The organism is Halomonas sp. MMSF_3323 (assembly GCF_030733595.1).
GTDB classification, from domain to species: Bacteria; Pseudomonadota; Gammaproteobacteria; order Pseudomonadales; family Halomonadaceae; genus Halomonas; species Halomonas litopenaei.
This window is the reverse complement of the sequence record NZ_JASHIT010000015.1, coordinates 51,474-75,804: the sequence shown is the minus strand read 5'-3', so window position 1 is coordinate 75,804 and position 24,331 is coordinate 51,474. Positions and strand designations below refer to the sequence as shown.

Below are 24,331 nucleotides of genomic sequence, written 5' to 3'. Positions count from 1 at the left end.
CAGGGGCCAGCAGCATCGGGTTCAAAACTCGGGCCCGATGGCGAAGTGCAGCCGGAAATTGTCGTCTTCGTCATCGAAGGGATGGGCGACATCGAAGCGGATCGGGCCGACCGGAGAAATCCAGCGCACGCCCAGACCCGCGCCCTTGTTCAGGTCGCCAGGCCACCACTCGGAGAAGGCGTCACCGACATCGAAGAAGGCCGCGCCCCACCACTTGCCGGTGATCCGGCGCTGGGCCTCGACGCTGGCGGTGAACTCGTGCTGACCGCCTTCCAGGTCGCCGTTCTCGTCTTCCGGCGACAGCGACTCGTAGCTGTAGCCACGCACGCTGGAGTCACCACCGGTAAAGAAGCGAAGCGAAGGGGGGATCTTCTCGAAATCGTCGGTATTGATCGCGCCGACACCCAGTCGGCCGATAAAGCGGTTGTCGTCACCCAACTTGCGGATCCAGGCGGTATCGCCGGTCATGCGGAAGAACTCGGCATCAGAGCCCCAGGCATCGCTGGAGTACTGCAGTTCGAGATTCTGACGATCGCCCCAGGTGGGAAACTGAGGGTTGCGCGTACGGGTACGCGACCAGCTTACCCCGGGATAAAGCAGCAGCACCTGATCGGACTGCTCCCCCTGGGTAAAGTCCTCGTAGGTGGCGCGTAGATAGATCGTCTGCTCCCAGTCATTCTCGAACACCCAGTGCCGACCAAAATCGACAGTACTCTCGAAGCTTTCGGTGTCCTCGATGTCCTGCTGGCGCAGCCCGTACTGCAATCGGTAGCTATCGTTGAGCGGATCCTCCAGCGGGATCTTGTAGGTGCCGCTGAACTGCTGATCCGGTGCCGACAGGTATAGCTGATTGGTCCAGCTATGGCCGTAGCGGTTGACCCAGGGCTGCTCCCAGGAGAACTGCAGGCGCGGCCCCACATCGGTGGCGAAGCCGATACCCGCCTCGAACTGGTGACGATCCGCCGGCGTCACGCTGACGTCGATCGGCATGGTCGGGAATTCCGGTGGATACAGTCCAAGTGCCACCGCCAGAGCGTCGCGGCTGATCCGCGGCCCCTGGTACGGCGTCGGGATCTCCGCGACGTCCACCGAGTACCACCAATTGTCGTTCTCGGGCAGCGCCAGGGAGCCCTTCTGGCGTTCCAGGCGGGGGCGTACCGTCAGCGAGCCGAACCATTCGGTCTCGCTCAACTGGTTGTTGAGTTCGGCGACGTCGCTTGCCAGGTAAGGATCGCCGTAGTCGAAGGGCACCAGATTGCGCAGGCGTTCCTCGACGATGTGATGGCCCTTGAAATTGACCCTGCCGAAGCGATAGCGCGGCCCGCTGTCCATGCCCAGGTACAGCCGGGCGCTGTTGGCCCAGGGGCGAATTTCCATGCGCTCATCGGTGAACTGCCAATCGAAGTAGCCTCGCTCCACGGTCAGGCCCTGCAGCCTGCCCTTTAGACTCTCGTAGGGGGCGTGTTCGAGGATGTCGCCTTCCTCTTGCGGATAGGCGTCGATCGCCAACTGAAAGGGGGCGTCATCGCGGGCGTCGCCCTCCAGGGTGAAATCGATCACTTCCAGCTTGACCGGCTCCCCCTTGTCGATGGTGAGGAAGACCTCCTGGGGCTCGTCATCGCGGTCGAAACGCATCTCGATCTGCGGTTCATAGTAGCCGTAGACCCGCATCGCCTCCTGGGTCAGTCGAACCACCTCGTTGCGCAGCCGCTCCACACGATACTGGCTGCCGTCGAGCCCTTGCAGGTAGACCTCGACATTGTTGGCCATATCCCCTTCGATACCGACGATCTCGGCATCCATGCCCAGGGCCGGCACCGACACCGAGACCAGGCAAAGGGCGGCCCCTGATCGACGGACGAACGGACCCAGACCCGAACGAGCGGGAACGCGATTTTCCATAATAGACTGGCTTTCCTGACGTGGGTGCTGGATCAACGCAGCGCCTCCAGTTGGGCGCTGAACGCGAGCTGGGACTGACGCAGTTCGCGAAGATCGGCGCCAAGCGACCGGGCGCTGTCATCCAGCGCATCCAGGCGCTGCTCGAGCCTGGCTTCCATTGCGCGACGTTCCTCCGCACCATCTTGGCGCGATTGGCGCAGGCCTTCAACGTCCTCGTCCAGGGAGGCAAGCCGCTGCTCCAGGGTGTCGAACCGCGGCAATAGCTGGCCCAGTCGGGTATCCAGGCGCGTTACCACCTCATCGACCCTGGTGGTCAGCGACCCCAACCGGCCGGCAAAGGACTCGCGGGCATCATCGAAGCGGTCCATGCGAGCCTCCAGGGCACCTCGGGCATTGTCGCCGGCTCGTTCAACGGCACCCAGCGATGTGCGTGTCGCCGCCAGCGTATCGGCGATGGAGGCGATACGCTCTTCGACATCCTGCAGAGTGTCGGCGTTGTTGCTGTGTTGGTCCAGCGTTGTCTGTGCCTGTTCGGAAACAGTGTTTCTTATATTCTCGGCGGTCGACTCGAGTCGCTGGGCCAGGGCATCGTCCCGCTGTTCGAGTTCGGCCACTCGACGCTGGATGTCCGCCACCAGGTCCCCTTCTCCCTGCTCGGCGTCGAACCGCGCATGAATGTTGGACAACTCCCCTCTCAAGCGGGTCAGCTCACCCTCGAGCCGCTGACGTTCCTGCCAGGCCAGCCAGCCAGCGGCCCCCACTGCACAGATAATCAACAGCACCAGTAGCCATAACGGCCAAAGTCTAGGCGCCGGGGGCCGGCGATAGCGAGCGGCGGATACACTCTCTCCTGGATCGGGTACGATAGCGCCCGGACGGCCGACTTCCGGTGGATGCCCCATGAAACTCTCCTTGCGGTTCAGCGTGTGGCACTGTGGCACCGGATGGCATCGCTGGCTCAGGGCCGATCACGTGCCACGGGCCTTGGCGGCCAAAGTTGGCTGATAGTGTAAGGTTTTTTACCATATTTACGCACGGCAGACGGATAACGCGTTAGCGCTATCCCTATCAACGCCTTGCTGTGGGGCACCTGCCATACCTCGCTTCACCATGACGTTCACGACCCCGGAGTCCCCATGATCCTTGAATTGCCCGCGCTGCCCTTCGATAGCCACCAACTGGAACCCTACCTCTCGAAGGCCTGGGTCGAGGATCGCTACCAGGGGGACCATCAACGTCATCTGACAGCGCTCAATCGTTGGGCGAGCGGGTCAGGCACGGCTACGAGGTCCCTCGAGGACGTAATGTCAAAGGCCCATGGTGAGGTGCTCGAACACGCTGTCGAAGCCTGGAACCTTACCCTGTTCTGGCACTGCCTGTTACCGCGCCCGACAGCACCGGAGGGTCGACTGAACGAGGAACTGACACAGACGTTCGGTTCCTTTACAGGATTGAGAGAGGCGATGCACGGGCGGGTCGAGGACGAACTGGAGCAAGGGAGCCGGCAGCCAGGCTGGCTGTGGCTGCTGCACTCCAACCGTGGCATGAGCCTGACGATCAGTGCGCGTGGCCAGCGGCTTGATGCCGCATCGGGCAGGCCGCTGCTGGTCATGGATCTTGGCTGTGGAAAATCTCCGGTGGAGCAACTCTGGCCGCTGATTCACTGGGACCTTGTCGCCCAGAATCTCGGCGACTGTCATTGACCGATGACACCTCGAGCAGCTCAGGTCGGGCCAGGCCTGGTCTGGCCAAGACAGAACAAGACACCAAAGTAAAGAGCGCAGTGAATACTGCGCTCTTTACGGGCCAGACCCGGTGCCGGGCCGATGGTTCGGCTGTCAGGGCCTGAGCGATATATCAGGTTGCCGGGTCGGCACGTCGGCCGATGCCGCGATAGTGAAAGCCCTGGGCGGCGACGTACTGGGGGTCATAGATATTGCGACCATCGAGGATCAGGGCGCCCTCCAGCTGTCGTTTCAGCGCCATCCAGTCAGGATTCCAGTAGGCCTTCCACTCGGTGACCAGCATCAGCGCATCGGCGCCATGGCAGGCGTCGAGCGGGTCGTCCTGATGCAGGCTCAACAGCGGGTGGTCACCGACCACCGCACGTACGGCAGGGAGCGCAGCGGGGTCATGCAATCTGACGTGCACACCCTGGGCCCACAGGGCGCGCAGCAGCGTCAGCACGGGCGCATGATCGATGCGTGCGGTGCCGGGCTTGAAGGCAGCCCCCCAGATGGCCACGGTACGGCCTTCCAGACGCCCCTGATAGTGAGCCCACAGCTTGCGGAACAGCGTCTCCTTCTTGTGCTCGTTGATCTCGAGCACCTGGTCGAGCAACTCGGAGTGGCGGCCGCTGGCCGACTGGACATCCACCAGGCCCACCAGATCCCGGCTGAAATTGGGGCCACCGAAGCCACAACCGGGGTACAGGTATTCATAGCCGATGCGCTGATCTGCCCCCATGCCCTGACGCACGTACTCCACGTCCACGCCCAGGGTGTCGGCTAGCCCGGCCATCTCGTTCATGTAGCTGATACGGGTCGCCAGCATGCCATTGATGGCCAGCTTGGTCAGCTCCGCGGCGCGTCGAGGCATCCGCCTGAACACCTCGTGACGCCGATTGAAGGCACGCATCAATTCTCGCACCTGGCGCTCGGCGTGGTCATCGTCGCAGCCCAGCAGCCAGCTGCGGGCGCGGGTAAAGGTTTCCCAGGCGCGCCCTTCCTCGAGGGTGTCAGGCAGCGCCACCGAGGTCACGTTCTGGCCCTCGAGCACAGACTCGAGCCGCTCGGTGTCCCCTACCGGAAAGGTCGCGTTGTTGACGATGATGGCACCGTCGGCAAGACACGAGGCGTTCTCCTCCACCAGACGGCTGGCATCGTCGCGCTGGGTCGGTGACAAGGCCAGCCACAGCACGTCGATATCAGGGCCGTCGACCTCGCTGTTCCGCTCCAGGGTCAGGTGCCCGGCCTCCATGGCCTCCGTCAGGCGTTGCAGTACCGAAGGCTCACGGATCAGCCAGTCACTATCCTTGAGCTCGCTCCAGCGGCGATCCAGCGGTTGCCAGCAGACATCATGTCCAACCCAGGAGAGCGCGGCGGCAGCGGTGGCTGCCGAAAGCTCACTTCCATGTATCACGACCTTCATGGCTTCAGTCCTCGGCGGCGTAGCGTTTCAGCAGCTCGGTGAAGCCCTTGCCATAGCGGGAGTGGCGCCGACCATAGGCCAGGATCGCCTCCAGGTAGCCGAGCTGGTGGCCGCAGTCGTAGGTGGTGCCCTGCATGCGGTAGGCGTCCACGCCTTCGGCGACGCGCAGCTCCTCGATGGCATCGGTAAGCTGGATCTCGTTGCCGGCGCCGGGCGGGGTCTTGGCCAGCAGCGGGAAGATACGACCCGGCAACATGTAGCGTCCGATCACCGACAGGTTGGAGGGCGCTTCCTCGACCTTGGGTTTCTCGACCAGGCCGGACAGCTCACAGGACTCACCGGGCTCGGGGGACTCGCCCTTGGGCGCAACGATGCCGTACTTGTAGACCAGCTCGCGTGGAACCTCTTCCACCATCAGCTGGGAGCGTCCGGTGCGCTCGAAGGCGTCGATCATGCCGGCAAGGTCATTGCGCTCAAGGCCATCATCATCGACCAGTACGTCGGGCAACAGCACGGCAAAGGGCTCGTCGTCACCGATCACTGGACGGGCGCACAGCACCGCGTGGCCGAGGCCCAGAGGTTCAGGCTGACGCACGCTGATGATGTTGACGTCGGCAGGAACGATGGCACGCAGCTCCTCGAGCAGCTCGGTCTTGCCCTTGGCCTCGAGCCCGGCCTCCAGTTCAAAATGCTTGTCGAAGTGGTTCTCGATGGCGCTCTTGGTGCCGTGGGTCACCAGCACGATGTCACGAATGCCCGCCGCAACGGCCTCCTGTACCACGTACTGGATCACCGGGCGATCGACGATGGTGATCATTTCCTTGGGGATGGCCTTGGACGCCGGCAGACACCGTGTGCCAAAACCTGCGACGGGGAGAACGGCCTTGCGGATCATGAGACTTCCTTCTTCTCGAAATTGGGTTCGGCTGTCGTCCATGGCGATCTGGGCCATGGGACTCGGAACAGGGAATGCGTAGAATAGCGTACCAGACGAACTCGGTCCGCTGACATCGGCGGCATGGAACGCCCTGGAGATACAGATGAGCATATCCGATACCCCTTCCGCCAACGTGGACCACAACGAGATCGACAAGTTCTCCGCGCTGGCCGAACGCTGGTGGGATCCCGAAGGCGAATTTAAACCGCTGCATGCCATCAACCCGCTGAGGCTCGATTTCATCGACGCCAGAGTAGGACTGGCCGGACGCGAAGTGCTGGACGTCGGTTGCGGCGGAGGCATCCTCTCCGAGGCCATGGCACGCCGCGGCGCTCGGGTGACCGGTATCGATCTGGCCGAGGCGTCGCTCGCGGTTGCGCGTCAACACGCCGATGAGCAGGGGGTCGCTCTCGAATACCGCTACATCAGCGTCGAAGACATGGCCGAGGAAGCGCCGGAGCGCTTCGAAGTGGTGACCTGCCTGGAAATGCTCGAGCACGTGCCCGATCCCGAAGCCATCGTGCGTGCCTGCGCTCGCCTGCTCAAGCCCGGCGGACAGCTCGCGCTGTCGACCATCAATCGAAATCCCAAGTCCTACGCCCTGGCTATTCTCGGCGCGGAATACGTGCTCGGCATGGTACCTCGTGGTACCCATGACTACGCCCGTTTCATCCGACCAGCCGAACTGGCCCGCTGGTGCCGCGATGCAGGACTCGAGATCGAGGAGCAAAGCGGTCTGGTCTACCACCCGATCACTCGTCGCTTCTCGCTGTCCGCCAACGATGTCTCGGTCAACTACCTGATGATCTGTCGCAAGGAGACCGCGTGAACGATTCGCTACCTCGCGCCCTGCTGTTCGACCTTGACGGCACCCTGGTGGATACCGCTCCTGACCTGGCCCAGGCCACCAATCGATTGCGCCGGCTGCATGGTCTGGACGAGCTGCCCTACCCTGCCATTCGCGCCCAGGTGTCCAATGGTGGCAGCGCCCTGGTCACCCTGGCGCTGGGGCTCGAAAGCGAGCATCCCGACCACGCTGCGGCGCGTCAGCAGCTGCTCGACCTCTACGCCGAAGCGGTGGCCGAACACAGCCAGGTGTTCCCGCCGCTCGACCGTCTGCTGCTCCACTGGGATGGCCTCGACCGGCCCTGGGGGATCGTCACCAACAAACCACGTCTGTATGCCGAGCCCCTGGTCGAGGCGCTGGGACTCGCGCCGGGCGTCATGCTCTGCGCAGACGACCTGCCGGTGAAGAAGCCACATCCAGAACCACTGCTGGAGGCGGCCAGGCGCCTCGACGTCGCGCCCGAGGCGTGCTGGTATCTAGGCGACCACGTGCGCGACATGCAGGCGGCAAAAGCCGCGGGCATGCCGGCTATCGCCGTGGGCTATGGCTACATTGCCGAGGAAGAAGATTACCGGGACTGGCCGGCCGACCGCTGGTTCGATACCGCGGAGGCGGTTCTCGAGGCGCTGAAACGGCCCTGAGAGTCCAATGAGAGGACTCCGAGAGGCGTTGAGAGGCCATTGAGAGGCCACTGAGACGTTGCTGGAAGCCAGAGGTCGACGAGGCCAGGGCGGCGCTGCACGACGACACGAGGCGCGAGCTGAGCGACCATGAGCGTCGCTTCGCTGGCGCTGGGGTCGGGATCGGCAGTTTCGGCGGTTTGACGCAAGGAACGGCGGGCCTATTGGCTCGCCGTTCCTTTTGCAACGCTCGTTGCTCGCTTCGCTTGCCTGTGACGTCAGCTTCTCGGCGGCTGGGCGTCGAAGGCTTCCCCGTTGCGGCCCTTGCTGTCAGGGCCCATCAGCCACAGATAGGTCGGCATAATGTCCTCTGCGGTCCGCAGGCTCATGGGGTCCTCGCCCGGGTAGGCGCTCTTGCGCATGGCGGTGCGGGTCGCCCCGGGGTTGAGGGTGTTGATCCTCAGGGTCCCCAGATGATCGATCTCCTCGGCCAGTACCTGGGCAAAGCCTTCGGTGGCGAACTTGGAGACCGAATAGGCGCCCCAGTAGGCCCGCCCCTTGCGGCCAACGCTCGACGAGGTAAAGATCACCGAGGCGTCGGCAGACTTGGTCAGCAGTGGCAACAGCGCCTGGGTCATCCAGATGGGCCCGTTGATGTTGACCTGCATGACCTGATCCCACAGTTCCGGATTGTACTGCTCGAACGGAGTGATCCGGCCTAGCTGCCCGGCGTTGTGCAGGATACCGTCGAGCCGGCCGAACTCCTTGTCCAGCGCCTCGGCCATATCGTGGTAATCCTTGAGCGTCGCCCCTTCGAAGTTCAACGGGAAGATCGCCGGTTGCGGGCCTCCGGCGGCCTCGATCTCGTCGTACACCTTCTCGAGCTTGGCGGTGGTGCGGCCCAGCAGAATCACGGTGGCCCCGCGACGTGCGTATTCGATCGCCGCGGTGCGCCCGATGCCGTCTCCGGCACCGGTCACCAGCAGAATGCGATCCTTTAGCAGGTCTTGAGGTGCCTGGTAATCAATCTTGCACTCGGTCATGGCGCTTCCTTGATCAGGCCCCGGCCTGACGCAAATAGTCATCGGCAAGAGACGCCGCATTGCTGTCAGGATAGTCCTGCTGGACGGATTCCAGAAGTGCGTGGCCGCCTTCGGTATCTCCCTGCCGCGCTTTCAGCAGTCCCAGCTTGTACATGGCGTCGGGAACCTTGCTGCTGTCGGGAAAACGGTCCAGTACGGTCTCGAAGGCAACGGCGGCATCGCCAAAGGACGACTGCGCCGAATGCAATTCACCGAGCCAGTAGTAGGCGTTGGCGGTCAGGCTGGAGTCGGGATAACGATCGACGAAGGTATCGAAGTCGCTGATCGCCTGATCGAAGTCTCGCGACTGAACCTTGGAGAACGCCGACTGATAGGCCTCCCTGGCATCATCGCTGGCCTGGCCAGAGGACGATGAGGATGCTCCGCTGCCGCTGCCGCTGCCGCTGCCGCTGCTGTCTGCGGATTCGCTCGGCGGCTCCGTGGGCTCACTCGGGGCGCTTGGCGGCGCTGCCTGGCGCGGCAACTCGGACATGCGCTGATCGAGGTCCATGTACTGCTGGCGACTCTGTTGCTTGAGCTGATCCAGCTGGTAGCGCAGTTCTTCGATCTGCCCGCGCAATTCTCGCAGCTCGCGCTGGTGCTGCTCGACCTGGTTGAACAGTGCGAGATTGCCGCTGGCCTGGGCCTGGGTGGCCGTCTGATCGTAAAAGCTGTTGCCACCGCTGAGGTCTCTGACGACCGGCTGCTGAGCCAGTGCAGGTGACAGGATGGCGGGTACCATGACGGACAACGGGAGCACCAGGGCTCCCGCGCCGCACAGTCCCTTAAGACTGTGTCTCATTGACTTCTCCCACGTCCGACGTCAGTGGCTTTCAGTAAGCAAAGACCACACGGCGGTTCTGTGCAAAGGCATCCTCGTTGCTGCCGCGAGCTGCGGGGCGCTCTTCGCCGTAGCTCACCACTTCCATCTGCGAGGGATTGACGCCCTGCAGGCGCAGGTAGCGCTCGACGGACCCGGCACGGCGCTCGCCAAGCGCGAGGTTGTACTCGCGGGTACCGCGCTCGTCGGTGTGGCCCTGCAGCACGACGGAGGCGTTGGGGTTGCTGCTCAGGTACTGGGCGTGGGCGTTGACCACCGATTCAAACTCGGGACGGATAGCGTCGCTGTCGTAGTTGAAGTAGATGGTGCGCACTTCCGGGATGCGGCCGTCGGCCATCTGGCCGGCACCGTCGGTGCCATAGCCGGAGCCGCTGACCTGGCCGCTGCCGGCGGTGCCGGTACCGACGCCGGTGCCACCCATGGTACCGCCGGTACCGGTGCCTGCGGCGCTGCCGTCCTGGGTGCCGCCGGTGCTGGAGCAGCCAGCCAGAACGGCCAGGGAAGCGGCGATGGCCAGCGAACGGGCGTAGGGCTTGAGAAACATCATGTCACTCTCCTTGCGTGATGCATCAAAGTCGATTCATCGGCATATGGCCGTCGAATCAGTTCAGAAACGGGGACCAGGCCGGCTCACGGACATCGCCCTGGGCGGCGGGCAGACGGAACTGCGCACGTCCATCGGCGGTGACCGCTCCCAGCACCCCGGTGCTACCCTGCTGGGTGGCGAAGATTACCATGGTGCCATTGGGCGCGATACTGGGAGATTCGGCCTGCTGGGCATCACTGATTTCCACCAGACGCCCGCTCTCGAGGTCCTGCTTGGCCACCTGATAGCCATTGTTGCCGCGGTGGATCAAGAACAATGTTTCGCCATCCGGCGACAGGCGACCACGAGCATTGTAGTTGCCGGTGTAGGTCAGACGCTCGGCCTCACCACCAGACACGCTCTGGCGATAGATCTGGGGGCCGCCCGAGCGGTCCGAGGTGAAGATCAGGGAGCGGCCGTCCGGCGCCCAGGCCGGCTCGGTCTCGATGCTCGAGGAGTTGGTGACACGCTGAACGTTGCGCGAGCCGATATCCATCACGTAGATCTCGGGCTGGCCATCCCGGGACAGCGCCATCGCCAGGCGACGGCCATCCGGCGACCAGCTCGGTGCGCTGTTGAGCCCCTCGAAGTCGGTCAGCTTGACGCGCTGACCGGTGGCAAGATTCTGCACGTAGATGGCCGGCCGTTCGGTCTCGAAGGACACATAGGCCAGCTTGCCGCCATCCGGCGACCAGGCCGGTGACATGATCGGTTCATCGGACGTCAGGACCTGCTGGCTGTTGCGCCCATCGGCGTCGGCCACATAGAGCCCGTACTGGGTGTTGTCGCCCACCCCCTGCGAGGTGACATAGGCGATGCGGGTCGAGAATGCGCCACGAATCCCGGTGATCTCCTCGAAGATCTGGTCACTGATATAGTGCGCCGCGCCGCGCAGATCGGAACTCGATGCCGTGACTGTCTCGCCCAGCAACCGGCTCTCGCCACTGACGTCGAGAAGCTCGAAGCGCACCTTGACCTGGCCACCCTCCTGACTGGTGCTGCCGACCACCAGGTAGCGCGAGTCGAGACTGCGCCAGTCACCGTAGGTGACCTCCTCGCTGGTCGAGGGCTGGTTGAACATCTCTGAGCGCGGCAACGGTTCGAAGTAGCCGCTGCGCTCCAGGTCATCGGAGACGACCTGGGCGATATCCTCCGGTAGCCCACCCGCCTGGTCGGCAAAGGGCACCACCGCGATCGGTGTGGCCCTTTCGTTGCCGCGGGTGATATCGATGGTCAGATCGGCCTGGGCCGCTGGCCCGGCCAGCCATACCAGCATGCCTGCCACAACAGCAAGCAGACGCTTGGCAAGGCTTGTGTGAGCGACGGTCATGCTGACCCTCCTGGTCCACCAACTCGCATTCAAGGCTCTCATCAGCGAATGTCTCCCGGTCTGAATCGCAGATTGAATTGACGATAGTCGCGTTGCACGCCGCTGGGAAGGTCTCGCAGTTCGGTGAACGGAGCAGCAGACTCCACCGCCTGGATGGCGGAGTTGTCGAAGGCGGCGTTTCCGCTCGAACGTGTGACCGTTGCAGCAAATACTTCACCCGAGGGCCCCAACCTGACCTGTACCTCGGCGGTGGTGCCGTCGCCCACATTGGGCGGGATGACCCAGGCCTGCTCCACCGCACGCCGCACCAGCTGGATAAAGCCATTGGCGGCCTCGTTCCCCTGTTCGGCGTTGGAGACGGCACTGGAATCGCCCTCGATGATCCGCTGAAGCTGCCGCTCGGCCTCTTCTCTGGCCTTCTGTTCGGCGGCCTCGCGGGCCTGGCGTTCGGCTTCTTCCTGTGCCTTGCGCTCGGCTTCCTCGCGGGCCTGACGCTCGGCTTCCTCTCTTGCCTTCTGCTCGGCTGCCTCGCGGGCCTGACGTTCGGCCTCTTCCTGTGCCTTGCGCTCGGCTTCCTCTCTTGCCTGCTGCTCGGCTGCCTCGCGGGCCTGACGTTCGGCTTCTTCCTGTGCCTTGCGCTCAGCCTCCTCTCTTGCCTGCTGCTCGGCTTCCTCTCTTGCTTTCTGCTCGGCTGCCTCGCGGGCCTGGCGTTCGGCCTCCTGCTGTCGCGCCGCCTCTTCCTGACGACGTCGCTCGGCTTCGGCCTGGCGCTCCTGCTCGGCCTGCTGGCGAGCGGCTTCACGCTCAGCTTCCTCTTCGGCCTTGCGCTGGGCGGCGGCTTCGGCCTCGGCGGCCCGCCTTTCGGCTTCCGCCTGGGCCTGCTCGGCAGCTTCTTCCCTTGCCTGCTGCTCGGCTTCCTGCTGAGCCTGTTGTTCTGCCGCCTGACGCTCGGCCTCTTCGGCGGCCTGCTGCTCTGCGGCCTCGTGGGCCTGACGTTCGGCCTCCTCCTGGGCCTGGCGCTCGGCTTCTTCCTGAGCCTGACGTTCGGCCGCGCGGGTGCGTGCCTCGGCCGCCTGCTGGGCCTGATCGGTACGTGTCTCGGTGCTGATCAGGGTAGCCTGCACGATGGCGTTGTTGGGCGCCTCGGGTTCACTGCTCGGCCACTTGATCACACTGATGACCAGGATACCCAGGTGCAGGGCAACGGCCAGCACCGTCGGCAGACCATAGCCAACTCGCCCGGCGGAACGCTTAAGTGTCTTTCGCCGCTGTGGTTTCGCCATGAGCGCTCCTAACCGTCCTGGGGCGGGGGTTCGGAGATCAACCCGACGTTGGCGACGCCGGCGACCTGCAGCGTGCTCATCAAGGTCACCACCTGGCCGTAGGAGACGTTGCGATCACCCCGCACCATGACCGGCGTGCCGGGATTGCGCTCGAGCAGAATGACCACCCGGTCACTCAACTCGTCCAGGCTGACCTGGGTCTCGTCGCCACCGAGGCTGATGAAGTACTGCCCATCCTTGTCCACCGAGACGATGATCGGGTCGGTGTCTTCGGTGTCCTCGATCGGCTCCGAGGTCGCCTGAGGCAGGTCGACCTTGACCCCCTGGGTCAGCATCGGCGCGGTGATCATGAAGATCACCAGCAGCACCAGCATGACGTCGATAAAGGGGACCACATTGATTTCCCCCATGGGCTTGCTGCGCCCACGGCGATTGAAGGGTCCAAGCATGCGGCGTCTCCTTGATCAGGCGGCGCCGGCGTCGGGCCGGCCCTGCAGGTTGCGGTGCAGGATGGAGTGGAACTCCTCGGCAAAGTCTTCGTACTTGCCCAGCAGGCGCGACGATTCCGCCGACAGGCGGTTATAGAAGATGACCGCGGGGATCGCTGCAAACAGGCCCATGGCGGTCGCGACAAGCGCCTCCGCGATCCATGGTGCCACCGTGGCCAGGGTCGCCTGCTGGGCCATCGACAGCGACTGGAAGGAGCCCATGATGCCCCAGACGGTGCCGAACAGGCCGATATAGGGGCTGGCCGAGGCCACCGTGGCGAGGAACACCAGGTGCAGGTTCAGGCGCTCTTCTTCACGTGACCAGGCCACCCGCATGCTGCGTTGGACGCCGTCGAGGATCGCCTGGGGGCTGCGGGTCTTCGGCATCAGTCGATTGAACTCGCGAAAGCCGGCGCGAAAGATGTGCTCGGCGCCCTGGGTCTCGCCCTCGGCCGGGGCGTCTCGATACAGCTCGTTGAGGTCGACGCCGGACCAGAAGCGGTCCTCGAAGGCGCGATGCGCCTTGCGTGCACGGCGCATCACAAAGCTGCGCTGGAACACCACGATCCAGGAAAGCACGGAACCGATCATCAGCAGCAGCATGACAAATTGCACCACGCCGCTGGCGTTCATGATCAGATGGGGAATGGACATGGAGTCGTTCACGGAAATCCTCGTCTCGGGTCAGTCGTTGGAAGCGTCGAAGGCCTGGTCGTCAGGGGCCATGCCGAAATGGGTCCAGGCCTGGCGCGTCACCACCCGGCCTCGTGCGGTGCGCATCATCAGACCTTGCTGAATCAGGTAGGGTTCGATCACGTCCTCGATGGTGTCGCGCTCCTCGCCGATGGCCGCCGACAGCGAATCCACCCCCACCGGGCCACCGTCGAACTTCTCGAGCATCGCCAGCAGCAGGCGACGGTCCATATGGTCGAGGCCATGGTGGTCAACGTGGAGCATGTTGAGCGCCTGGTCGGCCACCTCGGCGGTGATGCGCCCTGCCGCCTTGACCTCGGCGAAGTCGCGAACCCGCCGCAGCAGCCGGTTGGCGATACGTGGCGTGCCACGGGAGCGCCTGGCCACCTCACGGGCGCCATCCGTGTCGGTGTGTACCTCGAGCAGGCGCGCCGAGCGTGCCACGATCTCGGTCAGCTCGTCGATGGCATAGAACTCGAGGCGCTGCACGATACCGAAACGGTCGCGCAGCGGTGACGTCAGACGGCCGGCTCGGGTGGTCGCCCCGACCAGGGTGAAGGGGGGCAGATCGAGCTTGATCGAGCGGGCCGCAGGGCCCTCACCGATGACGATATCCAGTTGGAAGTCTTCCATGGCGGGATAGAGGATCTCTTCCACCACCGGCGAGAGTCGATGGATCTCGTCGATGAACAGGACGTCACCGGCCTTGAGATTGGTCAGCATGGCGGCCAGGTCGCCGGCACGCTCGAGCACCGGCCCGGAGGTCGAGGTCAGGCCCACGCCCATCTCGGTGGCGATGATATTGGCCAGGGTGGTCTTGCCGAGTCCAGGCGGGCCGAATACCAGGGTGTGGTCGAGACTCTCGTCCCGGGCCCGGGCGGCATGGATGAAGATCTCGAGCTGTTCCCTGACCCGGGGCTGGCCGATATAGTCGGCCAGGCGCCTGGGGCGGATGGCGTGGTCCACCCGCCCTTCTCCTTCCTGCGGATCGGCAGCGATCAGTCGGTCGGTATCGATCATGGTCAACCCGCCATGCGGCGCGCCAACGCCGCCTTGATCATGGCTTCGGTGCTGCCCTCATCCTCGAGACCGGACAACATGCGGCTTGCCTCGGTGGGCTTGTAGCCCAGACTGACCAGCGCCGCCTCGGCGTCAGCCAATGCCGTCTTGCCGGATACCGGTGTGGACGGCTGAGCGTTCCCTTCGAGCGGTAGGCTGTCGGGATGCTGCCAGTGGGGAAAGCGATCGCGCATCTCGATCACCAGACGTTCGGCTGTCTTCTTGCCGACGCCAGGCAGACGTGTCAGCGCCTTGACGTCGTCTTCCATCACGCAGCGGATGAAGGCGTCCTCGTCCATGCCGGAGAGAATCGCCAGGGCCAGCTTGGGGCCGATACCGTTGACCTTGATCAGTGCGCGAAATAGCGCGCGCTCCTGCTCTCGGGCAAAGGCATACAGCAGATGGGCATCGTCGCGCACGGTCAGATGGGTGTACAGCGACACTCGCTCCCCGGCGCCCGGCAGGGCGACCAGGGTGGTCATGGAGGCTTCCATCTCGTAGCCGACGCCATTGACGTCGACCACCAGCCAGGGTGGTTGGGTTTCGAGCAGTGTGCCCGTGATGCGTCCAATCATGGCGCGAATACTTCCTTGATCTCGGCGGTAAAAGTGATCGCCAGTGTACCTGAGACGGCGGTCACGAATCGCGGGAGCGGCTACCCTGCAAGCGTACCTTGCATCCCACTATACGGTGGCAGCCTGGGCCCCGCCAGCACAAACAAACGCTGTTCGATAATGCTTCCGTCGCCACTTTGCGACAGCCTGAACGTCAGCCGATGCAGCAACAACAACCCGGCGCATCGGCGTAAAAAAACCTAGGGCTTGTCTGAAAAGTGCCTGCGCTCGGTAATACGGCGTTAAAAATCGGCTGGTGCGCCAGCCCGGTCAAAATGCTCATTTACACCCCGTAAACTGCGCTTTCTCACCGATTTTTGCCTTGTCTAACCTTCGCTCGTCGACTTTTCGGACAGCGCCTAGGGACGATACTGGCGCCAGGACGTCCCCTTGCCGCCACCTCTGGAGCCGCTGGGCCGCCCACCGAAGGAGCCCTGGGTGATCAAGCCACGTGACGCGTAGCAGTGCGTCAGGGCGATTCCCAGAGCATCGGCGGCGTCCGCCTGGGGCGTACCGGACAGACCCAGCGTCGCCGTGATCATGTGCTGCACCTGGGTCTTGTCGGCACCACCGCTGCCGGTGACCGCCTGCTTGATCTGGCGCGGCCCATACTCGTGCACGTCAAGGCCGTGATTGGCGGCGCAGACGATGGCGGCGCCCCGCGCCTGGCCCAGTTTCAGCGCAGAGTCGGCATTTTTCGACATGAACACCTGCTCGATGGCGAAGGCCGCGGGACGGTGGATCCCGATCAACTCGCTGATCCCGGCATAGACCTGCGCCAGGCGCTGGGCCAGGGACTCATCCTTGAGCCGAATGCAGCCACTGGCGATGTAGCGCGGCTGCCGCTCGCTGGCGTCGAGTACCCCGTAGCCGGTGATACGCGAGCCAGGATCGATCCCCAGCACGATCATGCCGGGTTCCCCGGCAGGTCAGCGCTCCAGTTCGGCAAGAATGGCATCATTGAAGTCCGCATTGGTGAAAACATTTTGCACGTCATCGAGGTCTTCGAGGTGATCGATCAGGGCGAGCACACGGCGCGCGAGATCGGCATCCTCGATGGGCGTGGTGGTATCGGCGAAGAGTCCGACGTCGCTGTAGACGGGCTCAAGCTCCGCGGCCAGCAGGGCATCCTTGACGGCACCAAAGCGCTCCGGTGATGTCACCACCTCCAGGCTGCCGTCTTCGTCGGTCAGGATATCCTCGGGCTCCGCGTCCAGGGTGGCCGCCATGGCTGCCTCCTCGGAGGTCCCCGGTGCCAGAGTCAGTCGCCCCTGGTGATGGAACATGAAGGCGACCGATCCGCTGGTGCCCAGGTTGCCGCCATGCTTGGAAAACGCGTGTCGCACATCTGAGACAGTTCGATTGCGGTTGTCGCTCATGCACTGCACCAGGATGGCGACGCCTTCCGGACCATAGCCCTCGTAGGTGATCTCCTCCATGTCATCGCCATCATTCTGCCCTGCCCCGCGATCCACCGCCCGCTGGATCGTGTCCTTGGTCATATTGTTGGACAGGGCCTTGTCGATGGCGGCCCGCAGACGCGGATTGTCAGCGGGTTCGGGCCCGCCCTGACGAGCGGCCACGCCCAGCTCGCGGATCAGCTTGGAGAATATCTTGCCGCGCTTGGCATCCTGGGCGGCCTTGCGATGCTTGATGTTCGACCACTTGCTATGTCCTGCCATGGTGCATCCCGTTGGTTGCTGGAAGCCGACGCTTCGCACGTCGCCGGGCGATATTGGAAGACAAGGCCCTGAAGGAGCCTGCCAAAAGCACCTGAACCCGGCGCTGGATCAAAGGCGCGCCACATAGCCCGCCACCTGATCACCCGTTGTGCTAGCGTCGGGCGCTTGATTTATCGCGCATTCTACCGCGCGTGCAGCTCACCAGCGAATCCAGCTCAGGAGTGACGAATGAAGGATGTGGCCATCATTGGTGCAGGGCCAGTGGGCCTATGCCTGGCGCGAGCACTGGCCGGTGCCGGCTTGAGTGTGGCACTGATCGATCGAATCGATCGCCCTCGACTGGCCGAACCCAGGCCCGATGGGCGCGAGATCGCCATGACCCAGGCATCCTGCGACCTGCTTGCCGACATTGGTGTGTGGCAGCGGATCCCCCAGCACGAGGTGGCACCGCTGACGCATGCCAAGGTGTTCAACGGACAGTCGTCCTTTGCCATGGACTTCGACTCCGGCAACGATCGACCACTGGGCTTCATGGTGCCGAACCATCTGATACGCCGCGCCGCCTTCGAGGAAGCCGAACGTATGGACGGCATCGACTGGCACTTCTCGGCGCTGGAAAGCATCACCAGCGACCCCGGTGCGGCGCGTCTGGCACTGGAAGACGGTACTCGACTGTCGGCACGTCTGGCGGTGGCCGCGGACAGTCGCTTCTCCGAATCCCGCCGTCAGATGGGCATCGCTGCGCGCATGCGCGATAACGGCCGCAGCATGCTGGTGTGTCGGGTTCGCCACCAACGCGCCCATGACCAGTCTGCCTGGGAGTGGTTCGACCACGGCCAGACCCTGGCGTTGTTGCCATTGCACGAACACCTGTCGTCGGCGGTGGTGACCCTGCCCAGCCAGCAGATGTCGGAGCTTACCGCGCTGCCGCCCGAGGCACTGTCGCAGGCGTTGACCCATCGCTACGGACGCAGGCTCGGCGCCATGACCCTGGAGGGAGAGACCCACGTCTATCCCCTGGTAAGCGCCTACGCAGAGCGCTTCGTGGCCGAACGCTTTGCCCTGGTCGGTGACGCCGCGGTGGGCATGCATCCGGTGACGGCACACGGCTTCAACTTTGGCGCCCAGAGTCAGCACCGCCTGGCCCGCCGGCTGATCCGCGCCCACCAACTCGGACAGGACATCGCCGACCCGCAACTGCTGAAGCGCTACGAGCGCGAGCATCGGCTGGCCACCTGGCCGCTGTATCAAGCCACCCAGGCCATCGTCGGCCTCTATACCGATGACGGAGTGCCGGCACGAATGGTCCGTCACCTGGGGCTGCGCCTGGGTGACCGACTGGCACCGGCGCGTAGAATGATCGGACAGCACCTGACCGAGCCTCATGGTGGCTCACCGCTCACGCCTCTATCGCCTCTCACCACCCTTCCGTCGCTGGCCCGTCGCGCGGCGTCTTCCTTGCCGTCACCACTGTCCAGGCTGCTGGGCTGATTTCCCATCAACGAAAAACCCCCGCCGATGGGCGGGGGTTTGTCGGTACAGCGCGATAGCCTAGCGTTATTCGCCGGCTTCGGGCTTGGCCTTCTGACGCAGGCGGATACTCAGATCCTTGAGCTGGTCGTTGCTGACCTCGCCAGGGGCGTCGGTCATCAGACAGGCTGCACTCTGGGTCTTGGGGAAGGCGATGACCTCACGGATGGTACGAGCGCCGGTCATCAGCATGACCAGGCGATCGAGACCGAAGGCCAGACCACCGTGGGGCGGCGCACCGTAGTGCAGCGCGTCCAGCAGGAAGCCGAACTTCTCGCGGGCTTCTTCTTCGCCGATACCCAGGATCTCGAATACCACGCTCTGCATGGCCTGATCGTGGATACGGATCGAGCCGCCACCCAGCTCCGTCCCGTTGAGCACCATGTCATAGGCACGCGACAGGGCCTCGGCCGGGTTGGCCTTGAGCTCCTCGGGGCTGCACGCCGGCGAGGTGAAGGGGTGATGCAGCGGGCTCAGACGACCGTTGTCGTCGGCCTCGAACATCGGGAAGTCGACGACCCACAGCGGCGCCCAGGGCTGGGTGTAGAGATCGAGATCCTCACCCAGCTTGACCCGCAGAGCCCCCAGCGCCTCGTTGACGATGCGCGCCTTGTCGGCACCAAAGAAGATGATGTCACCGTCTTCGGCACCCACACGATCCAGCAGGGTCTCGATCACGCCTTCCATGAACTTGACGATCGGCGACTGCAGGCCCTCGATGCCCTTGGCACGCTCGTTGACCTTGATCCAGGCAAGGCCCCGCGCGCCGTAGATACCGACGAACTTGGTGTACTCGTCGATTTCCTTGCGCGACAGCTTGGCGCCACCGCTCACCTTGAGCGCGGCGACACGGCCGTCATCAGCGTTGGCCGGACCGGAGAAGACCTTGAAGTCCACCTCCTTCATCAGGTCATCGACGTCGGTCAGCTCCAGCGGGATGCGCAGGTCCGGCTTGTCGGAGCCGAAACGGTGCATCGCCTCATGCCAGGTCATGCGCGGGAACTCGCCCAGATCCACGTCGAGCACGTCCTTGAACAGGCCCTGCACCATGGACTCGGTGATGCGCATGATGTCGGCCTCTTCGACGAAGGAGGCCTCGAGGTCGATCTGGGTAAATTCCGGCTGACGATCGGCACGCAGGTCCTCGTCACGGAAGCACTTGGCGATCTGGTAGTAGCGATCGAAGCCCGCCACCATCAGCAGCTGCTTGAACAGCTGAGGCGACTGCGGCAGCGCAAAGAAGCTGCCGGCGTGGGTCCGGCTCGGCACCAGATAGTCACGTGCACCTTCCGGGGTCGCCCGGGTCAGCACCGGCGTCTCGATATCGAGGAAGCCCTCGCCTTCGAGGAAGGCCCGCACGCTATGGGAGATACGAGAGCGCAGACGCAGCTTCTCGATCATCTCCGGGCGACGAAGGTCGATGTAGCGGTGCTTGAGGCGAATTTCCTCACCCACCTTGCCGTGCTCGTCGAGCTGGAACGGCGGCGTGGCGGCGGTGTTGAGCACCTCCACTTCCTTGGCCAGCACCTCGATCAGGCCGGTCGGCATGTTCGGGTTCTGGGTTCCCTCGGGACGCATGCGCACTCGGCCCTGGATGCGCAGCACGTACTCGCTGCGGGCGCGGTCGGCATTGGCGAAGGCCTCGGCGGTATCGGGGTCGACCACGACCTGGGCGATACCGTCACGATCGCGAAGGTCGAGGAAGATCACCCCACCGTGGTCACGGCGGCGGTGTACCCAGCCGCACAGGCTGACCGTCTGGTCCACCAGGGTTTCGTTGAGCTGGCCGCAATAATGGCTGCGCATGTTGGTTCCTGTCATGTTGCGTGAAGGTAAAGGCAATTCGTTGGATCAGGCAGCGGCGCCGTCACCGGAAGCGGAGCCACCACCGGAGGAGGCACCGCCTCCGCCACTGTCACCCGCCAGATTCTTCTTGGTGCCACCGGTCTTGAAGTCGGTCTCGTACCAGCCGCCACCCGCAAGACGGAAGCCAGCCGCCGAGACCAGGCGGTTCAGTTCGGGAGCTTCGCAGGCCGGGCAGTCGGTCAAGGGAGCGGCGCTCATGCGCTGTAGCTTCTCCAGCCGATGGCCACAGGCCTTGCACTGATATTCGTAGATGGGCATGGTTCTAGGTCTCCGTTCGCATTGTTCCTGCGGGGCGGGAAGCCGGCGTCTGATCTGCCTGACACACCCTCGATCACGCCGCTTCCGATCCCGACATGCGATATAGGGCCGGCCAACAGCAATTCCAAGCCCAAATCAAAGGGGCGCATTATAGCGTGCTGAGCGCCTCAAGGCCCAGCCCTGTGCACCGATCTTCGCCACCAGACTCACCACAACCACCAAACACAACAGGAGAAGCGATGAAAGCTGTATTACTGGACGCCGACAGCCTGGGTTCCGACATCGACCTTGCACCGCTGCGCGAGCAGCTCGAGAGCCTCGAGGTTCACCCCACCAGCACCCCCGCCGAGGCGCGTGAACGGCTGGCCGGCGCTGACGTCGCCATCGTCAACAAGGTGGTGCTGGATGCCGATACCCTGAACGCCCTGCCCTCCTTGCGGCATATCTGCGTACTGGCCACCGGCACCAACAATATCGACATGGAGGTGGCGAAAGAGCGTGGCATCCGCGTCGACAACGTCAACGCCTACGGAACCGCCAGTGTCGCCCAGCATACCCTGATGCTGATCCTCGCTCTGGCCACTCGCCTGCCCCAGTACCAGCGCGACGTGGCCGAAGGCCGTTGGGGAAAGAGCCCGTTCTTCTGTCTGATGGACCACCCGACCCTGCAACTCGAAGGCAAGCATCTGGTGCTGGTGGGACAGGGTGAACTGGGCTCCAAGGTGGCCGCCCTGGCCGAGGCATTCGGCATGCGGGTGAGCTTCAGCGCGCGTCCAGGCAACGAGGCCAATGACCGGCGCCCGGCACTGGCCGAGCTGCTGCCCGAGGCCGACGTGGTCAGCCTGCATTGCCCATTGACCGAACACAGTCGTCATCTGCTCAACGCCGACAACCTCAAGACCATCAAGAAAGGCGCCCTGCTGGTGAATTGCGCCAGGGGTGGTGTGATCGATGAAGAAGCCGCTCTGGCCGCCCTGCGCGAAGGGCAATTGGGAGGCCTTGCCGTCGATGTCCTTCCCGCGGAGCCGCCTCGTGATGGCCACGCCCTGATCGACGCAGTCAACGAGTCGCCGCGCCTGAACCTGCTGGTCACCCCGCACAGCGCCTGGATCACCCCTGAAGCGCGACAGAACATCGTCAAGCTGACCGTCGATAACCTGCGGAACGCTGCGCAAGAGAACTGACGCCGTCCATGGCGGGCACAGCAGACCGTGCCCGCCTGACACCAGGCCATTCTTGCCAACCTGCCCCTTGCCTGCCCCTTGGTGAGCTCTCTCCAGGCTTTCGCCCCGCTGATGCCGCGCTTATGCAACGTTATCGCCACGCTGATGCAACGTTATTGCGCCCCTGATCGGCATGTTCGGGCGAGTTTAGCGAACGCGACGCTTCCCAACGGCCTGTCCTCATCGCCCATGACTAACATATCGATGTAACTGGCACGTTCGGGTCTTGCTAAACCAAAATAACGGTATAATTGTTGGAAACAAGGTAACAGCCGTGTTGTCGATGGCGGTTCCACCCTTGCGTCGGCCCGGCATCACTCCGATACTTCGCGCTGAGCCCACCCCCTCATCGGACACCCCATGCTGTACAACTACGGGTCGATCAATCTCGACCATGTCTATCGCGTTCCCCATCTCGTTCGCCCGGGGGAAACCCTGGCGAGTCATGAGCACCGAGTCGGCCTTGGAGGCAAGGGAGCCAACCAGTCGCTCGCGCTGGCCAAGGCCGGTGGTCAGGTGGCTCACTGGGGAAGCCTGAATGCCCAGGATGGCTGGGCCCGCCAGCAGCTTGCCGATGCCGGGGTCGACGTCAATGGTATTGCCGAGGTGGCCGCCCCCTCCGGCCACGCCATCATCCAGGTCGACGACGGCGCAGAGAACGCCATCCTGCTGTTCCCCGGAGCCAACCACCACCACGCGGCCGACGACCTTTCCAGGCTGATGGAGGGCACTCAGGCCGGCGACTGGCTGCTGCTGCAGAATGAATGCAGCGCCCTGGCCGACGCCATCCGGCTCGGACATGAAAAGGGACTGAACATCGCCTTCAACCCGGCGCCGATGAGCGACGCCGTGCTAGACCTGCCACTCGACCGGTGCGATCTCCTTTTCGTCAATCGGGGCGAGGCCACCTGGCTGGCCGGTGTTGCAGAGGATACCGATGCCGACGCCTTGCTCACCGCCCTTTCCGAGCGCCTGCCCAGCACCCGACTGGTGCTGACGCTCGGAGGCGAAGGCGCCTGGCATCAGCACGGCGGACAACGCCAGTTCCAGGCGGCGAGTCGGGTCGAGGCGGTTGACACCACCGCCGCCGGGGACACCTTCATCGGCTACTACCTGGCCGCGATGCAGGAACAAAAGACCGTGGCGGATTGCCTGGCGCTGGCCTCCACCGCCGCCGCCCTCGGCGTTCAGCGCCAGGGCGCGGCTGCCAGCATTCCGACCCGCGACGAGGTCGACACAGCGCTGGCGAGCGGCCAGCACGCCATCCGTTGAGACCTTCAGGCCAATCACAGGAGCTTCCGTGAGCACCCCGATCATCTTCGATACCGACCCGGGCGTCGACGACGCCCAGGCCATCGCCATCGCCCTGCGCCATCCCGACATTGAGCTGCTCGGCATGACCACCACCTTCGGCAACGTCGACATCGAGACGGCGACCCACAATGCCCTGCTGCTCGGCGAGATCGCGGGCCAGCCAGTGCCAGTGGCCCAGGGCTCGGCCTGCCCCATGGTCAAACCTCGTCATCCGGCACCCAAGCATATCCATGGCGACAACGGCCTGGGCAATATCACCCTGCCCGAGGTCAAGGGACAGGCCGATGCTCGCAGCGCCGCCCAGTTTATCGTCGACACCGTGCGCCAGCGTCCGGGCGAGGTCAGCCTGGTGGCGGTCGGCCCGCTGGGCAACCTTGCCGCAGCGCTGCAGCTGGACCCCGAGATCACCCGCCTGGTCAAGCAGGTGGTCATCATGGGCGGCTCCATTCGCGAAGGCGGCAACGTCACCCCGGTGGCAGAAGCCAACATCTTCAACGATGCCCACGCCGCGCAGCGCGTACTGACCGCCGACTGGCCGCTGACCCTGGTGGGGCTCGACGTGACCCATCGCTGCATCCTGACGCCGGAACACATGGCCCGCATCGAGGCAGGCCAGGGCGAGCTCGGCAAGATTCTGGCCGGCAGCTACGACTTCTATCGCGCCTTCTATCGTGAAGCCCTCGGCATCGACGGCTGCTGCCCCCATGACAGTGTGGCCCTGGCCTGGCTACTGCGCCCGGACCTGTTCGAGACCACCCGCGGCCACCTGGGTGTGGTTACCGAAGGGCCGGCCGAGGGGCAGACCATCCTCGCGCCCGAAGGCAGAGGCTTTATCGCCGACCGCTGGTCACAGACACCCGTGGTCAACGTCTGCATGGGGGTAGACGGCAAGGCCGTCAGCGACTGGATCGCGGACACCCTGGCCTGAACGACTCAAGCCAGCAAAAAGCCCCGGGCGGGCACGACGGATAATGTCGAGGGACAGTGTCGTGCCCGCCCGGGGCTCTTCTATCGCTGGATCCTTGA

Annotated in this window: 24 protein-coding genes; 7 read left to right on the top strand and 17 right to left on the bottom strand. The window is 64.2% G+C overall.

What is annotated here, in order from left to right:
* Positions 1-21: 21 nt before the first annotated feature.
* Together RBB39_RS09710 and RBB39_RS09705 are read right to left on the bottom strand one after the other, a co-directional pair.
* Positions 22-1,902, bottom strand: coding sequence for an autotransporter assembly complex family protein (locus RBB39_RS09710; protein WP_052704297.1), 1,881 nt, complete (start codon positions 1,900-1,902; stop codon positions 22-24).
* A 32-nt stretch (positions 1,903-1,934) separates the two neighbouring features.
* Positions 1,935-2,804, bottom strand: a complete 870-nt coding sequence (locus RBB39_RS09705) for a hypothetical protein (RefSeq protein ID WP_124804730.1) — start codon at positions 2,802-2,804, stop codon at positions 1,935-1,937.
* Positions 2,805-3,038: 234 nt separating this feature from the next.
* Here RBB39_RS09705 and RBB39_RS09700 point away from each other — a divergent pair, with 234 nt between their 5' ends.
* Positions 3,039-3,605 (top strand): Fe-Mn family superoxide dismutase, encoded by a 567-nt coding sequence (locus RBB39_RS09700; RefSeq protein WP_083970298.1) that lies wholly within the window; start codon positions 3,039-3,041, stop codon positions 3,603-3,605.
* 154 nt (positions 3,606-3,759) lie between these two features.
* On the opposite strand, the gene RBB39_RS09695 is transcribed toward RBB39_RS09700, so the two are convergent.
* Together RBB39_RS09695 and galU are read right to left on the bottom strand one after the other, a co-directional pair.
* Positions 3,760-5,052 carry a nucleotide sugar dehydrogenase gene (locus RBB39_RS09695; RefSeq protein ID WP_306169055.1) on the bottom strand — a complete coding sequence of 431 codons (1,293 nt, stop codon included), beginning with the start codon at positions 5,050-5,052 and terminating at the stop codon, positions 3,760-3,762.
* A gap of 4 nt (positions 5,053-5,056) precedes the next feature.
* Positions 5,057-5,947 (bottom strand): UTP--glucose-1-phosphate uridylyltransferase GalU, encoded by an 891-nt coding sequence (galU, locus tag RBB39_RS09690; RefSeq protein WP_045992053.1) that lies wholly within the window; start codon positions 5,945-5,947, stop codon positions 5,057-5,059.
* A 145-nt stretch (positions 5,948-6,092) separates the two neighbouring features.
* Here galU and ubiG point away from each other — a divergent pair, with 145 nt between their 5' ends.
* Both ubiG and RBB39_RS09680 read left to right on the top strand, forming a co-directional pair.
* Positions 6,093-6,818, top strand: a complete 726-nt coding sequence (gene ubiG, locus RBB39_RS09685; protein ID WP_108133608.1) for a bifunctional 2-polyprenyl-6-hydroxyphenol methylase/3-demethylubiquinol 3-O-methyltransferase UbiG — start codon at positions 6,093-6,095, stop codon at positions 6,816-6,818.
* Positions 6,815-7,477 carry an HAD family hydrolase gene (locus RBB39_RS09680; RefSeq protein WP_045992051.1) on the top strand — a complete coding sequence of 221 codons (663 nt, stop codon included), beginning with the start codon at positions 6,815-6,817 and terminating at the stop codon, positions 7,475-7,477. Before ubiG ends, RBB39_RS09680 begins: the two co-directional genes overlap by 4 nt.
* 257 nt (positions 7,478-7,734) lie before the next feature.
* Here the strand turns inward: RBB39_RS09680 and RBB39_RS09675 are convergent, their stop codons facing one another.
* From RBB39_RS09675 to RBB39_RS09625, 11 genes are all read right to left on the bottom strand, one after another.
* Positions 7,735-8,499 carry a YciK family oxidoreductase gene (locus RBB39_RS09675; RefSeq protein ID WP_045992050.1) on the bottom strand — a complete coding sequence of 255 codons (765 nt, stop codon included), beginning with the start codon at positions 8,497-8,499 and terminating at the stop codon, positions 7,735-7,737.
* A 13-nt stretch (positions 8,500-8,512) separates the two neighbouring features.
* Positions 8,513-9,340, bottom strand: coding sequence for a tol-pal system protein YbgF (ybgF, locus tag RBB39_RS09670; RefSeq protein WP_253028800.1), 828 nt, complete (start codon positions 9,338-9,340; stop codon positions 8,513-8,515).
* A gap of 31 nt (positions 9,341-9,371) precedes the next feature.
* Positions 9,372-9,923 carry a peptidoglycan-associated lipoprotein Pal gene (pal, locus tag RBB39_RS09665; protein WP_045992086.1) on the bottom strand — a complete coding sequence of 184 codons (552 nt, stop codon included), beginning with the start codon at positions 9,921-9,923 and terminating at the stop codon, positions 9,372-9,374.
* A 58-nt stretch (positions 9,924-9,981) separates the two neighbouring features.
* On the bottom strand, positions 9,982-11,241 hold the full coding sequence (gene tolB / locus RBB39_RS09660; protein ID WP_045992085.1) for a Tol-Pal system beta propeller repeat protein TolB: 1,260 nt from the start codon (positions 11,239-11,241) through the stop codon (positions 9,982-9,984).
* Positions 11,242-11,336: 95 nt separating this feature from the next.
* Positions 11,337-12,578 (bottom strand): cell envelope integrity protein TolA, encoded by a 1,242-nt coding sequence (gene tolA / locus RBB39_RS09655; RefSeq protein ID WP_045992048.1) that lies wholly within the window; start codon positions 12,576-12,578, stop codon positions 11,337-11,339.
* An 8-nt stretch (positions 12,579-12,586) separates the two neighbouring features.
* Complete coding sequence (gene tolR, locus RBB39_RS09650) at positions 12,587-13,027, bottom strand: protein TolR (RefSeq protein WP_045992047.1); 441 nt, start codon at positions 13,025-13,027, stop codon at positions 12,587-12,589.
* 15 nt (positions 13,028-13,042) lie between these two features.
* Positions 13,043-13,720 carry a protein TolQ gene (gene tolQ / locus RBB39_RS09645; RefSeq protein WP_181248684.1) on the bottom strand — a complete coding sequence of 226 codons (678 nt, stop codon included), beginning with the start codon at positions 13,718-13,720 and terminating at the stop codon, positions 13,043-13,045.
* A 30-nt stretch (positions 13,721-13,750) separates the two neighbouring features.
* On the bottom strand, positions 13,751-14,779 hold the full coding sequence (gene ruvB / locus RBB39_RS09640) for a Holliday junction branch migration DNA helicase RuvB (protein ID WP_045992045.1): 1,029 nt from the start codon (positions 14,777-14,779) through the stop codon (positions 13,751-13,753).
* A gap of 2 nt (positions 14,780-14,781) precedes the next feature.
* On the bottom strand, positions 14,782-15,393 hold the full coding sequence (gene ruvA / locus RBB39_RS09635; protein WP_045992044.1) for a Holliday junction branch migration protein RuvA: 612 nt from the start codon (positions 15,391-15,393) through the stop codon (positions 14,782-14,784).
* Positions 15,394-15,791: 398 nt separating this feature from the next.
* Complete coding sequence (gene ruvC, locus RBB39_RS09630; protein WP_108133601.1) at positions 15,792-16,343, bottom strand: crossover junction endodeoxyribonuclease RuvC; 552 nt, start codon at positions 16,341-16,343, stop codon at positions 15,792-15,794.
* Between the two features lie 18 nt (positions 16,344-16,361).
* Positions 16,362-17,114, bottom strand: coding sequence for a YebC/PmpR family DNA-binding transcriptional regulator (locus RBB39_RS09625; RefSeq protein WP_045994969.1), 753 nt, complete (start codon positions 17,112-17,114; stop codon positions 16,362-16,364).
* A 228-nt stretch (positions 17,115-17,342) separates the two neighbouring features.
* Here RBB39_RS09625 and ubiM point away from each other — a divergent pair, with 228 nt between their 5' ends.
* The gene (gene ubiM, locus RBB39_RS09620) at positions 17,343-18,605 is read left to right on the top strand and encodes a 5-demethoxyubiquinol-8 5-hydroxylase UbiM (RefSeq protein ID WP_071211158.1); all 1,263 of its coding nucleotides are present in this window, start codon (positions 17,343-17,345) and stop codon (positions 18,603-18,605) included.
* Positions 18,606-18,671: 66 nt separating this feature from the next.
* Here ubiM and aspS read toward each other — a convergent pair whose 3' ends face one another.
* Both aspS and RBB39_RS09610 read right to left on the bottom strand, forming a co-directional pair.
* Positions 18,672-20,450 (bottom strand): aspartate--tRNA ligase, encoded by a 1,779-nt coding sequence (aspS, locus tag RBB39_RS09615; protein ID WP_045994968.1) that lies wholly within the window; start codon positions 20,448-20,450, stop codon positions 18,672-18,674.
* 45 nt (positions 20,451-20,495) lie between these two features.
* Positions 20,496-20,768 carry an FmdB family zinc ribbon protein gene (locus RBB39_RS09610; RefSeq protein WP_045994967.1) on the bottom strand — a complete coding sequence of 91 codons (273 nt, stop codon included), beginning with the start codon at positions 20,766-20,768 and terminating at the stop codon, positions 20,496-20,498.
* Positions 20,769-21,007: 239 nt separating this feature from the next.
* On the opposite strand from RBB39_RS09610, the gene RBB39_RS09605 reads away from it, so the two are divergent.
* The 3 genes from RBB39_RS09605 (at position 21,008) to RBB39_RS09595 (ending at position 24,233) form a co-directional block, all read left to right on the top strand.
* A complete protein-coding gene (locus RBB39_RS09605) occupies positions 21,008-21,952 on the top strand; it encodes a D-2-hydroxyacid dehydrogenase (RefSeq protein ID WP_045994966.1) in 945 nt (314 codons plus the stop codon).
* Between the two features lie 399 nt (positions 21,953-22,351).
* Entirely contained in the window at positions 22,352-23,263 is a 912-nt protein-coding gene (locus RBB39_RS09600) for a ribokinase (protein ID WP_045994965.1), read from the top strand.
* A gap of 28 nt (positions 23,264-23,291) precedes the next feature.
* A complete protein-coding gene (locus RBB39_RS09595; protein ID WP_045994964.1) occupies positions 23,292-24,233 on the top strand; it encodes a nucleoside hydrolase in 942 nt (313 codons plus the stop codon).
* Positions 24,234-24,331: the final 98 nt, after the last annotated feature.

Excerpts from the sequence above, each read along its gene's own strand:
- tolB (WP_045992085.1), bottom strand. The coding sequence starts at position 11,241 with ATGCTGGTATGGCTGGCCGGGCCAGCGGCCCAGGCCGATCTGACCATC.
- RBB39_RS09675 (WP_045992050.1), bottom strand. The coding sequence starts at position 8,499 with ATGACCGAGTGCAAGATTGATTACCAGGCACCTCAAGACCTGCTAAAG.
- ubiM (WP_071211158.1), top strand. The coding sequence starts at position 17,343 with ATGAAGGATGTGGCCATCATTGGTGCAGGGCCAGTGGGCCTATGCCTG.
- tolA (WP_045992048.1), bottom strand. The coding sequence starts at position 12,578 with ATGGCGAAACCACAGCGGCGAAAGACACTTAAGCGTTCCGCCGGGCGA.
- ybgF (WP_253028800.1), bottom strand. The coding sequence starts at position 9,340 with ATGAGACACAGTCTTAAGGGACTGTGCGGCGCGGGAGCCCTGGTGCTC.
- RBB39_RS09610 (WP_045994967.1), bottom strand. The coding sequence starts at position 20,768 with ATGCCCATCTACGAATATCAGTGCAAGGCCTGTGGCCATCGGCTGGAG.
- RBB39_RS09705 (WP_124804730.1), bottom strand. The coding sequence starts at position 2,804 with ATGGGGCATCCACCGGAAGTCGGCCGTCCGGGCGCTATCGTACCCGAT.
- RBB39_RS09625 (WP_045994969.1), bottom strand. The coding sequence starts at position 17,114 with ATGGCAGGACATAGCAAGTGGTCGAACATCAAGCATCGCAAGGCCGCC.
- ruvB (WP_045992045.1), bottom strand. The coding sequence starts at position 14,779 with ATGATCGATACCGACCGACTGATCGCTGCCGATCCGCAGGAAGGAGAA.
- aspS (WP_045994968.1), bottom strand. The coding sequence starts at position 20,450 with ATGCGCAGCCATTATTGCGGCCAGCTCAACGAAACCCTGGTGGACCAG.
- tolQ (WP_181248684.1), bottom strand. The coding sequence starts at position 13,720 with ATGTCCATTCCCCATCTGATCATGAACGCCAGCGGCGTGGTGCAATTT.
- pal (WP_045992086.1), bottom strand. The coding sequence starts at position 9,923 with ATGTTTCTCAAGCCCTACGCCCGTTCGCTGGCCATCGCCGCTTCCCTG.
- ruvA (WP_045992044.1), bottom strand. The coding sequence starts at position 15,393 with ATGATTGGACGCATCACGGGCACACTGCTCGAAACCCAACCACCCTGG.
- tolR (WP_045992047.1), bottom strand. The coding sequence starts at position 13,027 with ATGCTTGGACCCTTCAATCGCCGTGGGCGCAGCAAGCCCATGGGGGAA.
- ubiG (WP_108133608.1), top strand. The coding sequence starts at position 6,093 with ATGAGCATATCCGATACCCCTTCCGCCAACGTGGACCACAACGAGATC.
- RBB39_RS09600 (WP_045994965.1), top strand. The coding sequence starts at position 22,352 with ATGCTGTACAACTACGGGTCGATCAATCTCGACCATGTCTATCGCGTT.
- RBB39_RS09695 (WP_306169055.1), bottom strand. The coding sequence starts at position 5,052 with ATGAAGGTCGTGATACATGGAAGTGAGCTTTCGGCAGCCACCGCTGCC.
- ruvC (WP_108133601.1), bottom strand. The coding sequence starts at position 16,343 with ATGATCGTGCTGGGGATCGATCCTGGCTCGCGTATCACCGGCTACGGG.
- RBB39_RS09700 (WP_083970298.1), top strand. The coding sequence starts at position 3,039 with ATGATCCTTGAATTGCCCGCGCTGCCCTTCGATAGCCACCAACTGGAA.
- RBB39_RS09605 (WP_045994966.1), top strand. The coding sequence starts at position 21,008 with ATGAAAGCTGTATTACTGGACGCCGACAGCCTGGGTTCCGACATCGAC.
- RBB39_RS09710 (WP_052704297.1), bottom strand. The coding sequence starts at position 1,902 with ATGGAAAATCGCGTTCCCGCTCGTTCGGGTCTGGGTCCGTTCGTCCGT.
- galU (WP_045992053.1), bottom strand. The coding sequence starts at position 5,947 with ATGATCCGCAAGGCCGTTCTCCCCGTCGCAGGTTTTGGCACACGGTGT.